General features: G+C 38.8%; 10 protein-coding genes. 9 read left to right on the top strand and 1 reads right to left on the bottom strand.

What is annotated here, in order from left to right; translation table 11 throughout:
* The first annotated feature begins 152 nt into the window (after positions 1-152).
* On the top strand, positions 153-1,316 hold the full coding sequence (locus tag BUB77_RS09340; RefSeq protein ID WP_073275079.1) for an InlB B-repeat-containing protein: 1,164 nt from the start codon (positions 153-155) through the stop codon (positions 1,314-1,316).
* 76 nt (positions 1,317-1,392) lie between these two features.
* Here BUB77_RS09340 and BUB77_RS09335 read toward each other — a convergent pair whose 3' ends face one another.
* Complete coding sequence (locus BUB77_RS09335) at positions 1,393-2,190, bottom strand: LacI family DNA-binding transcriptional regulator (RefSeq protein ID WP_073275077.1); 798 nt, start codon at positions 2,188-2,190, stop codon at positions 1,393-1,395.
* Positions 2,191-2,337: 147 nt separating this feature from the next.
* Here BUB77_RS09335 and BUB77_RS09330 point away from each other — a divergent pair, with 147 nt between their 5' ends.
* From BUB77_RS09330 to BUB77_RS09295, 8 genes are all read left to right on the top strand, one after another.
* Entirely contained in the window at positions 2,338-4,035 is a 1,698-nt protein-coding gene (locus tag BUB77_RS09330; protein ID WP_073275075.1) for a glycoside hydrolase family 13 protein, read from the top strand.
* Positions 4,036-4,049: 14 nt separating this feature from the next.
* On the top strand, positions 4,050-5,513 hold the full coding sequence (locus BUB77_RS09325; protein ID WP_084124075.1) for a sugar ABC transporter substrate-binding protein: 1,464 nt from the start codon (positions 4,050-4,052) through the stop codon (positions 5,511-5,513).
* A gap of 10 nt (positions 5,514-5,523) precedes the next feature.
* The gene (locus tag BUB77_RS09320; RefSeq protein ID WP_242962440.1) at positions 5,524-6,852 is read left to right on the top strand and encodes a carbohydrate ABC transporter permease; all 1,329 of its coding nucleotides are present in this window, start codon (positions 5,524-5,526) and stop codon (positions 6,850-6,852) included.
* Positions 6,849-7,685, top strand: coding sequence for a sugar ABC transporter permease (locus tag BUB77_RS09315; RefSeq protein WP_073275072.1), 837 nt, complete (start codon positions 6,849-6,851; stop codon positions 7,683-7,685). Before BUB77_RS09320 ends, BUB77_RS09315 begins: the two co-directional genes overlap by 4 nt.
* Before the next feature lies 1 nt (position 7,686).
* Entirely contained in the window at positions 7,687-7,950 is a 264-nt protein-coding gene (locus BUB77_RS09310) for a hypothetical protein (RefSeq protein ID WP_073275070.1), read from the top strand.
* A 436-nt stretch (positions 7,951-8,386) separates the two neighbouring features.
* Positions 8,387-10,555, top strand: a complete 2,169-nt coding sequence (locus BUB77_RS09305) for an alpha-amylase family glycosyl hydrolase (protein WP_073275068.1) — start codon at positions 8,387-8,389, stop codon at positions 10,553-10,555.
* 762 nt (positions 10,556-11,317) lie between these two features.
* The gene (locus BUB77_RS09300) at positions 11,318-12,322 is read left to right on the top strand and encodes a LacI family DNA-binding transcriptional regulator (protein ID WP_073275066.1); all 1,005 of its coding nucleotides are present in this window, start codon (positions 11,318-11,320) and stop codon (positions 12,320-12,322) included.
* A gap of 59 nt (positions 12,323-12,381) precedes the next feature.
* Positions 12,382-13,752, top strand: a complete 1,371-nt coding sequence (locus tag BUB77_RS09295) for an ABC transporter substrate-binding protein (protein WP_073275064.1) — start codon at positions 12,382-12,384, stop codon at positions 13,750-13,752.
* Positions 13,753-13,764: the final 12 nt, after the last annotated feature.

The following is a 13,764-nucleotide window of genomic DNA, read 5'->3' as shown; positions in this document are numbered from 1 at the left end:
TTAAATTGGTAAAAAGTATAATTGACATACAATAATCAGCATAGTAAAATTTGCTTAAACAGTTAAGCAATAATAAATAGGCGTCTTTTGCTTGGACGCTATTTATTTTAATCCTTTGCTTAAACGGTTAATCAACCTGGAGGTAAGTATTTATGAGAAGAAGCAGAGCTATAATTATGGTATTATTATCCATTTTCGTAAGCGTTTTTTTACTGACTGCTTGCGGCAGATCAAACTCAGCTGCGGAACCTACTGTATCAAAAGATCCGGATAGTTCAAAGGAAAATATAGAGAAAACTCTATATAAAGTAACTTTTTATGATATGGATGGAAGTACGGAATTATCCAAAGAAGAAGTCAAGGAGGGGGAAGCGGTAAGTGAATATACTCCGCAGAAAGATAACTATATCTTTATGGGCTGGTATGCAACACCTTCCCTGACCCATAAATATGACTTTAGCACGCCGGTGACTGCTGATACAAAAATCTTTGCAGGCTTTTTAGAAGATAAAAAGGATACAAGAAGTTTTGCTGTTGTTGGAAGCGGTAAGAGTCCGGTACTTGTCACCTCTAACTGGGGAACTGTAATTGGTGACAAACAGATTCTGACCAAGGAAGCGGATAAAAACGTCTATTCCATAAGCTTGGATTTGTGTGAAGGTGACGAATTCCAGTTAGCAACGAATACTTCGTGGTATGACCAAAGGGGGGCTGGCTATTTAACAACTACAAGTCAGGATAAGATTGAATACCTTGCAAGCTCCGGCGGTAATTATCAGTCAGCTGAAGCCAAAAAAGCAAATATTAAATGCCTGAAAGCTGGTAACTATACACTTAAGTTAACTACATATCCCGGTGCGGATGTCTATGATACAGAGAATAGTAATTACACCGAAGCAACGAAGGAAAATTTTAATTCAAATCCCTATGATACCATAGAGTGGGTGTATAACGGTGAACCAAAGGAAGCGGCGGCGGATGTTACAACCTCATACTATATTAAAAGTTCCATTACAACCCGTTGGAATGATGTTTATAAGGATAAATACAGATTCAAGGAAGTAGACGGACTGCCGGTTTTAACAATTAAGCTGGCAAAGAAAGAAGAATTTTTATTTACTTCCACAGTCAAGACCGGAGATACAGAAAGTGTAGGAAATGAGTATGTAAAATTCAGTAATATAAAGGACAAAAAATCACTGGAATTTGTTGAGGGCAGTGCCAGTGATAATATTATCGCAAAAGCGGCGGGAGTTTATACCTTTACCTATAACCCGGAAACGAAAGAACTGACAGCAGCCTTTAAGGCAAAATAATAATTATAAGAAAATGGGCTGCCCTATAAGCTGCAAAAGGCTGCCAGGTATTTTACAGCAGCTTTTTGCAGAAGGCTTATACAAATTGGGTGTGTTCCATATCAGGAATGCGGTTGACAGCTAAGTCTATGCAACGGTACACCCTATCCATTTTCGAATGTAAGTCATATGGAATGTAGCAGGTATTTTCTTTTCCTGCCATTAAAGTATTCAGAGCATCCTGGTTATATACATAATTTAGATCCGAAAACTCTGAAAGATCATTTAAATCCTTTACAAACTTTACTTCACGGAAAGTTTGGCAGATAAACGATTTTAACAGCTCATTGTTTGGAGTTAAGCATAGATAGATATAATTATCAACTCCAAAATGTTTATCAGCATCTTTCTTTAGAAGCATATAATCGGTGCAAATTTGAAAAAACCAGGGAATATCAATTAAGCAGTCGACAGCAATGACAGGAACAAGATTTTTATCACCGATACGAAGGAAAAAATCAAGCGTGGCGTCAAAACATAAAATGGCGTCCACATGATTTAATTTTGAAAATTCCTTATTGTCCTGGATGATCATCTGATATCCGTAATGAGTCGAAACCTCCGATAATACCTCAATCAATAGTAATTGCTCGGAACGTTTTAACAGAGAAGTCTCAGGCATCATATAAAGAGCGATATTATAGGATTTACTCGTAGACAGAGACTTCGCTGAGGAATTTGGTTTATAGTCCAACAGATTGACTATTTGCAGGACCTTTTTCCTTGTTTCTTCGCTGATTCGTTGATCCGTACGGTTATTGATCACATATGAAATTGTGGCCACTGAGACACCTGCCTGCTTCGCAATGTCTTTAATTGTAATTTTTTTATCCATGACTTAGTTATATACTTTATTGACATCTTTGTCAATATACGAAAAATTACAGGAAACAGAGAGCTGGCATTTGATTTCTTTCGTTCCGATTGGGCTGGGAGAAAAGAGTTACAAAACGACAAAATAGAATATTAAAGGAATGATATCATGAATAAACAAGCAATCTTACATATACCTGAATCAAAATTCTGCTATCCCAAGGGTCAGAATACGATAGTATTACGTTTACGTATGGACAAAGAAGATGAGGTAGACCGCGTTGAAGTAGTATATGGTTGTAAATACAAATACTATCTGGAACAAAAAACTGCTGTAATGGAAGAAAAATATAAGGATGATTTATTTAAATATTATGAAACAGAACTTAAGCTGGAAGATGTAAGGTTATCCTATGTATTTCAAATCTGGAAAGACAAGGAATGCTGCTACTTTTCAGAAGATGGGCTTACTTCCTCCTATGATTTTAAATTATCCTACTATAACTCCTTTCAGCTGCCCTATATAAACAGTAATGATATCCACGAAGTGGTGGATTGGATGCAGGGCGCAGTATTTTATGAGATTTTTATTGACCGCTTTTATCAAGGGGCAAAAGATAAAAATACAGATTATATAAATTTGGAATGGGGCGGGATACCAGACCCCAAGAGCTTCACAGGCGGAGATATTCCGGGCATTACACAAAAGCTGGATTATCTGAAGGAACTTGGGATAAATGGGCTCTACTTAACTCCTGTATTTGAGTCAATATCTAACCATAAATATGATATATATAACTATAAAAAAATTGACGGGCATTTTGGTACAAACGAAGATTTTTATAAACTGGTAAAGGAGGCTCATAAGAGGGGGATTCGGATTGTATTGGATGCAGTCTTCAATCACTGCAGTAATCTGCTGCCGCAATTTCAGGATGTCCTTTTAAAAGGAAAAGCATCAAGGTACTTTAATTGGTTTATGATTGATGGTGATAAAATTGATACACAAAATATCAATTATGAGGTATTTGGCTATAGTGCTTATATGCCAAAGTTTAATACCAGTAACACGGAAGTACAGGAATTTCTAATGGATATAGCACTCTTCTGGATAAAGGAATATGATATTGACGGCTGGCGTCTGGATGTATCGGATGAGGTCTCTCATAATTTTTGGAGAAAGTTAAGAGAAGCAGTTAAGAAAGTTAAGCCAGAGAGCGTAATTATCGGGGAAAACTGGCATGATGCCTATTCATTTCTGCAGGGAGACCAGTATGACAGTATCATGAACTATGCTTTTACCAAAGCCTGTCTGGATTATTATGCTTTTCAGACTGTTAACGCACAGGGCTTTGCCGAAAAGTTAAATCATTTGTTAATGAGAAATAACGGGCAGGTTAATGCCATGATGCTGAATCTATTGGATTCTCACGACACGGACCGTTTTTTTACCTATGTACATAAGAATAAGGACCGCTTGCTTTCCGCCATTGCCGTTATGTGTATGTATATGGGGGCGCCTTGTATTTATTATGGAACGGAACTATGCCTGGAGGGAGGCTATGATCCGGATAACAGAAGGTGCTTTGATTGGGAGGAATCCCACTGGGATATTCCGTTTAGGGAGAATTTAAAGAAGCTGTTGTCATTAAAGCAAAAGCCCGTGTTACAGAAGGGAGATATCTGTATTTCCTATGATGAGAATCTATGCTATATCATTCGGACCTATGAAAACAGTGAAATTATATTAATTCTGAATCAATCCGGTAAAGCAGTACCGATAAGTCTGACCGGAACAATACTTGCTCAAAATAAATTGCTGGATGGTAACTTATTAACGGATGGCTTTGTAGTTTATGAAAATTAGAGGAGTGGATGATGATGAAGAAAATTATTTGTCTATTACTGGTAGCCTTGTTAAGTATAGGACAACTGACTGGCTGTAAATCAACAGAAGCCGTGAAGGAAAAGGATACGTCTGCCCAGGCAAATGCATTAAAATCAATTTACAACGGCGAATTAGAAAAAAATGTTACACTGCGCGTCCTTGAAAATGACACAGCTATCGAACAGGGATACTTTAAGCAATTGATTGATGCTTTTAATGAAAAATATAAGGATTATGGCATTGTTGCAGTGGATGCCAATATGGACCAGCGCAGTAATCTGGCAGATGACGGACCTTATGGATATGGACCGGATGTATTATATCAGGCAAATGATTCCATTATGAAATACGTAGAGGGCAAACATATTTATCCAATCCCTGCGGAATCCCTGGAGTGCTTTTCCAAGATTCCGGAAAACGCATGGAATGCATATAAGTCCGAGGTGGATGGCAAGACCTATTATATGGGCGTGCCTGTAAATGTTCAGACCTCCATGTTATTTTATCGGAAGGATATGCTTCCAAAAGACTGGGAATCAAACTGGGATGACAATAAGAACAAGATACCGGACATGGTAGAGAACTGGAATGCTTTGTATAAGTATTCAAAATCAATCGTGGATTCCGGTACCGGAAAATATGGCTATATGCGCTCCTTATTTGATGTATATTTTTCTTCCGGCTTCCTTTTCTCCTATGGAGGTTATATCTTTGGAAATAATAATACGAATCCGAAAGAAGTGGGCTTATCTGCCGGAAAAGCCGAGGTTGGAGCAAATGTTCTGTTAAAGCTTGCTTCTGTAATGAATGAAGAGTGCATAGACGATTCCATCACAGTAAATGGCTACAGTAAAATTGCAGACGGTACTTATTTTGCCACTATGACAACACCGGATGTTTATACCTTATTTATTAAGGAACTGGCCTTGGAATATGAAAAGCAAGGTATGAGTACGGAGAAGGCGAAAGCAGCAGCAAAAGAAAATCTGGTTGTAGCCGGACTGCCCATGCTGCCTGCAAGCGGTGATTTAACGGAAGAAAATCCGGAATTAATACCTCAAAAGTCGATGGGAGGTATTAATGGATATGCCATCAGTGCTTATACAAAAGCACCCAATGCCTGCCTTGCTTTTGTGGACTTTGCCACAAGCTATGAGATGATTATGAAGAGGCAGGAGATGCTTGGAAGTATACCGGCACGCTCCGATGCCGCTAAAGCAGTGGGAGGAGTATCGGAAATTGTATTCAATAATTTAAACGATGGAAATATTGTAGTAATGCCATCCATTACGGAAATGGTCCAGGTATGGTCACCGGCAGAGACATTCTTTACCGATCTGGCAAAGGATGCTTTTCGTACCTCCGATAAAAAATATGCTTCCTTGGAAGAACTAAAGAGTGGGCTAAAGGCTGTGGATCAGCAAATTTACGATGCTATCTACACACTTTCTAAATAGAGGGATTTGTATGAATATGGTTAGCAAAAAAATAGAGAAACTAAGTTTTTTTAAAAAGCATGCGGGCAAAAATGTGAAAGCCAGTATGTGCCTTATGGGTCTGGGGCAGTTAATGTATGGTCAAATCGGAAAGGGTCTGTTGTACCTTGCCATACTTGCCTGTGGAATTCTCTATTTTATATTTCGGGGTTTTTCAGACCTGGCAGGTATTTTCACATTGGGAACCCAGGAAAAGGATGCCTGGTTTGGCATTGAAGGGGATAACTCCGTGGTTATGCTGCTTATGGGTATTCTTTCCATAGCTGCAATTATATTATTTATTAGCTGCTACCTTTCAAATATCCGGGATGCATATGAAACACAAAGCCTGGTGGAGAAGGGCGGAAAGCCAAGGACCTTCCCGGAAGATGTGAAAAAGCTCATGGATGAAAAATTCTACAAGACAGCACTGTTTCTGCCAATTGTAGGGGTATTTGTATTCAGTATACTGCCCATTGTATTTATGATTGCTGTTGCATTTACAAACTATGGAGGAAATATTGTTCCTCCAAAACTGGTCGATTGGGTTGGATTTAAAAATTTTATACAGATTGCGACCCTTTCCAAATTTGCGCCGACCTTTGGAAGGATTCTTAGCTGGAACCTCCTTTGGGCGGTGACCTCCACTTTTTTAAATTACTTTGCAGGTCTTGGCCTTGCCCTGCTCTTGAATAAGAAATGTGTAAGAGGAAGGATTATATGGAGGGCATTTCCTGTACTGGCCTACGCAGTGCCCGGCTTTATTACCCTCCTTGGTTTCCGCTTTATGTTCTCTTATGGCGGGCCTGTTAACCAGATTATTATGGGGATGGGGCATAAGGCCATTGGCTTTTTGGATATTGATGCAAAATGGATGGCAAGGGTTATTGGCCTATTGGTAAATGCATGGATTACAGTGCCCTCCATTATGCTGTTATCCACAGGTATCTTAACAAACATAGATACGGACCAGATAGAGGCGGCTAAAATTGATGGCGCAAAACGGTGGAAGCAATTTACGAAAATCATATTACCTTTTGTATTGTTTTCCACGACTCCGGTATTGATTGGCCAGTTTATTGGAAATTTTAATAATTTCGGAATCTTTTTCTTCCTTCGTGGCGGATTATATATGGATGGATATTTCTTAGCCAGTGATACGGATTTGCTGATTAACTGGCTTTATAATCTATCCATTAGTAACAACTACTATAATATCGGTGCGGCAATCAGTTTAGTCATATTCCTTATCACCTCTATGATTTCACTGCTTGTATATGTTAAATCGCCATCTTACAAAGAGGAGGATGTTTTCCGATGAAAAAATACAAATTTCTTCGCAGGTTAGATACCGTCATTACTCATAGTATACTAATTGTGGTTGCACTGATTTTCCTCTTTCCCTGCCTTTGGCTGATATTGGCATCCTTTAGTAAATCGGGTTCCATCTATACATATGAGGGCTTTTTTCCCAGGGAATACAGTCTGGATACCTTTAAGACCTTATTTACGGATACTGCCATGTACAATTATCCCAGGTGGTTTATGAATACCCTGCTGATTGCGGTATTCAGCAGCCTGATTGGTACTTTTCTTGTAATATTAACGGCATATACCATGTCCAGGTTCCAATTTAAGAGCAGAAAGAAAATCATGAAAGGAACGCTGATACTTGGCATGTTCCCCTCCTTTATGGGAATGATTGCTGTGTATATTATCATGACACAATTTGGACTGATTAATAAAATATGGGGTGTTATCCTGATTTACAGTTCCAGTGCACCAATGGGTTATTTGACCCAAAAAGGTTTTTTTGATACGATACCCTGCTCCATTGATGAAGCAGCTAAAATTGACGGGGCAACTAATTTTCAGATATTTTTAAAAATCAATCTGCCGTTATCCCAGCCCATGATAGTTTATACCGCCCTATCAAGCTTTACCTTTCCCTGGAGCGACTTTATATTGCCAAAGCTATTATTAAAGGAAAAAAATCTCTATACGGTAGCGGTAGGCCTGATGAACCTTGGTGAAACGGAGTTTTCAAGATTTGCGGCAGGCTCTGTTTTTATAGCAGTACCCATTGTTATTTTATACTTCATATTGATTCGCTATATGATAAATGGTATGACATCCGGTGCGGTGAAGGGATAATGTGAAAGAAAAGCTTTTTCACTCCATTATTTATAGCAGTACCGCAGACCTGTCTGCGGTATGCAATGGGAGCAATGTGAAAGAAAAGCGCTTTCACTCCATTATTTATGGCAGTACCGCAGACCTGTCTGCGCTATGCAATGGGAGCAATGTGAAAGAAAAGCGCTTCCACATTCCATTATTTATGGCAGTACCGCAGACTTGTCTGCGGTATGCAATGAGAGCAAGTGGGGGCTTAAATAAAATAGCCATCAATGGTGCTTGATTGTGCCATTGATGGAGCAATCAAAACTAAGACAATACTGGATATTAACTGGATTGAAGGAAGAGTAGGACAAGACCTGCTTTTACAATATATAAAGTTAATGATACTTTTTTAATCTTTAACACTAATTTCCATGCATATCGTAAGTTTACATGCGATACAGCACAATTAGTAAGTTTAAAACTGCAGCGCATTTTTAAAACTGTAGCTTTAATGAAAAGAATTGGCTGGTAAGAAACGAAAAACTGAAGCATCTGAATGAGAAAGGAGGTTTTCAAGTATATTGAGGGGTTGGTCCTTCCTGCGAAAGAAGGGTTTTAAAAGCTGTTTGTTATTACTCATTCTTCTTCCTTGTTACATGGTAAGACAAAGGTTTTTAAAATGTATTGGAAACGATTACGCTAATGATTAATTAAATTTAGAGAGGGGTAGATTTATGAGGCAAGTGTCAGATAATACAAGTAAGAAATTTATACGTAAAATAGTGGTAATAATGGCTTCGCTGCTGTTTGTTCTGGTGGCATATGGTGTATTGGGTTCTACAACTGTTTCCTTAGCAACTTCAGTACAGGATACGGATGTTACAAATAAGGCAAGCTTCTCTACGGATGTCATTTATCAAATTGTTACAGACCGTTTTTATGATGGTGATAAAACCAATAATCCTACGGGAAATGTTTTTAATACCAGCGATTTGACCAAGTATCATGGAGGGGACTGGAAGGGTATTATTGATAAGATCGAAGATGGTTATCTGACCGGGCTTGGTGTTACGGCTCTTTGGATTTCTTCACCCGTCAAAAATATTACGGTAATTGATGGCTCCAATAATAATGCGTCCTATCATGGGTATTGGGGAAAAGATTTTTTCCAGACAAATGCAGCCTTTGGCTCCTTAAGTGATTTTCAGGAACTAATTTCCGTTGCACATGCCCACGGCATTAAGATTGTCATCGATTTTGTGCCAAATCACACTTCAACAGGCGTATATGGCGAGGATGGTGCATTATACCGGGATGGCTCTTTGGTAAGCACTTATTCCAATGACAGCCAGGGTATATTTAACCATGAAAAAGAATGGTCGGATTTCGGCACGGCTGAAAACCAGATTTATCATAGTATTTATGGGCTTTCTGATTTAAACCAGCAGAATAGTACGGTTGATAAATACATGAAGGATTCCGCTGATATGTGGATTGGCCTTGGAGTGGATGGTATTCGTGTAGATGCCGTGAAGCATATGTCTTATGGATGGCTGAAGAACTGGCTTGCCAGTATTTATTCCAGGGAAGGTGTATTTACCTTTGGTGAATGGTACTACGGCGGTATTACAAATGATGCGGAATCTTCCAATTTTACAAATACTTCAGGCATGAGCCTCCTGGACTTTCGGTTTGCCAACGCACTTCGTAATGCATTGGGCAGCAAAACCGGCACCATGGTAGATTTAAGCAGTGTTGTTTCAGGCACCAGTACGGATTTTGATGAGGTAAATGATCAGGTAACCTTCATGGATAGTCATGATATGAGCCGGTTTATGACAGTATCGGGCAATAATGCAAGAGCGGTAGAAAATGCCTATGTTATTATGCTGACTTCCCGTGGCGTGCCGAATATTTACTATGGTTCCGAACAGTATATGACAGGTAGTGCAGATCCCTATAACCGCGGAGATATGACTTCCTTCAGTACAGCATCAACAGCCTATCAGGCAATCAGTAAAATTGCACCATTACGCAAATCCAATCCCGCATTGGCTTATGGAACGACAGTAGAGCGCTGGGTAAACAATGATGTGTATATCTATGAGCGCCAATTTGGTAACAGTGTAGTATTAACAGCAGTGAACAGAAGCTCTGACACAGGCTATGACATTACAGGATTATATACCAATCTCCCGGCAGGAAACTATAATGATGTAATGCAGGGATTATTAGGAGGTAATAATATCACAGTCGCCGGTAATAAAGCTGTAACTGCCTTTCAATTAGCTGCCGGTGAATCTGCAGTATGGGAGTATACGGCACCAGGTGCATCTGCACCGATTATCGGAAATGTAGATCCTAACATGGGTAAAGCAGGTAATGTTATAACAATTACCGGTGAAGGTTTTGGGGATTCAACGGGTGCTGTTAAATTTGATACAGCTGCAGCAACAGTTAATTTATGGTCTGATACTATGATTAAAGTAACAGTACCAAGTGTTGCAGCAGGAAAATATAAAATTTATGTAACGACATCTTCCGGGACAACCAGCAATGCCTATGATGGATATCAGGTATTAACAGGAGTTCAGGTTTCTGTCAGATTTATGGTCAATAATGCAACAACAGCATTGGGAACCAATGTATATCTGGTGGGGAATTGCTATGAACTTGGCAACTGGAACGCAGCCAAAGCAATAGGACCTATCTATAATTCCACTGCTACAATCGGCTTATACCCTACCTGGTTTATGGATGTAAATGTACCGGCCGGAACAAACATAGAGTATAAGTTTATTAAGAAGGATGGCAGTGGCAATATAACTTGGGAGAGCGGAAGCAATCATACTTTCAAAACACCTGCAACCGGCACGGCTACAGTAAGTGTTAACTGGCAGTAGGCTCTCAGAAATTAGTTTTATAAAAAATAAATAGTAAAAAAGGGACTTTGATCTATCACTTAAATGGCGATAGATCAAGGCCCTTTTTTTATTGCAGTACTAAGAAGCTTTTATTTAATGTGGATTTTTGTTTCAGTACTCTTCCGTATCTTTAAAGCACCCTTCAAATCCTTCATTGCGGAATTAAACAGCGGCCCCATCAACTTTCTGAAATTTGTATAGATAAACAACGATAATCAGAATAGGATTGCTTATCAAACACAAAACTGGCGCTTGATACGATTATAAATTGGATAAAAGTAATTAAGCTGTCTTCAGAGTGATTAAATGAAGTGAAAACCAGATAAAGCTTACAGCTAAATAAATACATAAATACGGACTTAAAGCGGCACGCTGTCCTTACGAAGTAAAGTGGATGCGTGCTGTTTTTTTGTACATATTGATAATAAAAATACTAATAACGACCATATTATCACATAATACCGTAAGCAGATTTAATGCTGTAAACATTCCCTTTTTGTAAGCACCTGGAAATAAAATGAATAAGAAATCTGGGAGGAAAATACATATGCTATAAGAAAAGCACTCAGGAAAAGGTTTTCCTGAAAAATATTTATTCAATATGCACAAAAATATAAGAATAATTTGTAGTAGTATGACGAAACTAAGAATAATTTAGATAAAAATGTTGACAGAATTTAAAGAAAAGGCTATGATAAGAACACGATAAGAAAACGATTTCCCAGAAAGGATATGTAAGTTATGTCAGCAACGATTAGTGATATAGCAGAAGATGCGAAGGTATCTATATCAACAGTTTCCAGGGTGATGAACGGTTCCAAGACAGTCAGTGATGACTTAAAGGAACGGGTTATGAAAAGCGTTGAAAAACTTAATTATGTGCCAAATGCGGCAGCAAGAAGCTTAATAACACAAAGAACAGATGTGATTGCGGTTGTTGAGGCTGATTTAACAAATCCGGTCACCGCAACTATTTTAAGAGAAATTGACCAGTGCTGTATGAAAAACAACAAAATCGTAATGAACTGTGATTATGATTATAGTAATAAAAAAGCGGTAGCACTTCTGAACAAATTGCAGGAAAGAAATGTTGATGGCATCATTTTCATGGGAGTCAGCCTGGATGAAGAAATCTTAAAATGTTTAAGAAAGTTTGAGTGCCCGGTTATTCTGGCCCAGCAGGGAGTGGAGTCGGAAGCCTGCGAATTTACCACGATTACAGATGACAGTTACCATGCAGCCATTGATGTTACAAATTTTCTGATTCATGAAGGACATAGGCGTATTGCTTATATCGGCGGAGAAGAAAATGACTATACGAACAACAAACTAAGATTAAAAGGTTTTCTTGACACGATGAAAGAAAATGGATTGGAAGTTCCGGATTCCTATATCGTGCATGGGGAATTCTCCTTAGAGGCTGGTAAAAAAGGGATGCAGAAGATTTATGAAAATAACTTATCCTTACCAACTGCTGTTATATCGGGCAGTGATTTAATTGCTGTCGGCGCTATCAGGTATCTGGAATCAGTTAAGATTAAAGTTCCGGAGGATGTTTCGGTATTTGGATTTGATGACTCGGTGTCTAATTTATTTGAGCTTCCTCTATCTACTGTGAGAAGCTATGACAGAGGTAAGATCCTTTGTGAGCAGTTATTCAGGGAATGCGATTCCGGGGAAGAAAAAAAATGGCTGTATTATCCCTACAAGGTGTTAAGACGTAACTCTACCAGAAGAATTGGATAAAGGTGTATTTATGCTGAAAGGCTTAAATAAAATAAGATTTAATTTATGGAGGATGGAAAATGAAAAAGAAACTTGTTACAAAAATTGTATCATGTGCTCTTGTGTCTATTATGGCAATATCATTAATGGCTTGCGGCAGTAAAAGCAATAACAGCAATAATAGCAACAGCAACGGTGGTGGTTCGAATAGCAATTCGGAATCTTCAAAAGAAGATGCAAAGACAACGATTTCCCTATATACCACGATTCCCGGAAAAGATAAAGAATTTGAAGCATTATGCGACGAATTTATGAAGGCAAATCCTAATATTACCGTAAACTATATTGCATATGACAGCAGTGAGAAACAGAAATGGATGACTCTTTATGCCAGTGGTGAAGCTCCCACAGTAGCAGTTATGGATCCTGTAGATATTCGTGAGAACAAAGAAAATATGCTTCCATATGATTCTTCTACCGATACATGGATGGATAAAATCGACAGCGCATATTTAGATGTTTTCAAAAGTGATGACGGAAAAATTTATGGTATTCCGAACTCTGTTCAGGCAATGGGTATTTTATATAATAAAACAACCATTGAAAAAGCAACAGGAGAAAAATTTGATCCCAGTACAATCAAAAGCACCAGTGATTTAGCAGCCCTTTGTGAAAAGATTAAAAAAGGCGGAGTAAGTCCGATTATGTTCACCGGTGTTGACTGGTCCTTAGGTTCTCATTACTTAAGCCAGGTATTTACAGGAATCAGAGGAACAGCTGACCAGCAGCTTGCTTTTATTAATGATCTGAAAGCCGGAAAGGTTGATTTAAAGAAGGATGCGGCATGGAACAGTGTTATGGGTACATTTGATGTTATTGCAAAATACAACTATAATTCATCTGATCCTTTAGTTGGAAATACTGATATCGACGGACAGGCTATGGCTAAGGGCGATGTTGCAATGTGGTTCATGGGAGACTGGGGATGGAGCTATCTTTCCAAAGTTGCTACTGCTGATGATGAATACGGCATTATGCCCTGCCCTTTAACGGATGATCCCAAGGATGCAATCAACCAGCAGTTAGGTGTATTTCCTTCCAAAGGATACAGCATAGATGCGAGCCATTCTGATGCCGCACAGCAGGCAGCCGGTAAGAAGCTTGTTGAATACTTATGCTTCGGAAATCAGCAGGCAATGGCAGATTTGTTACAGGTAGCACTTCCTTATAAAGACAGTAAAGTTACTTATTCAAGTCCCATTGTACAGTCTACACAGTCCTATATTCAGAATCAGGCAACCTATAGCACATATGCCTTCAGCTTATTGCTTCCTTCTGATTTCTGGTCAGAAAACGGAGCTGTAATGCAGCGGTATTTAGTGAAGGAATTTGACAGAGATAAGGCAGCAGGCGCTATTGAGGATTACTGGAAAGCACAGAATAAAAAGTGATAACAGCTGAAT

The sequence above is a fragment of the Anaerocolumna jejuensis DSM 15929 genome (genome assembly GCF_900142215.1).
GTDB classification, from domain to species: domain Bacteria; phylum Bacillota; class Clostridia; order Lachnospirales; family Lachnospiraceae; genus Anaerocolumna; species Anaerocolumna jejuensis.
The sequence above is the reverse complement of the archived record's forward strand: the minus strand, read 5'-3'. Positions and strand labels throughout refer to the sequence as shown.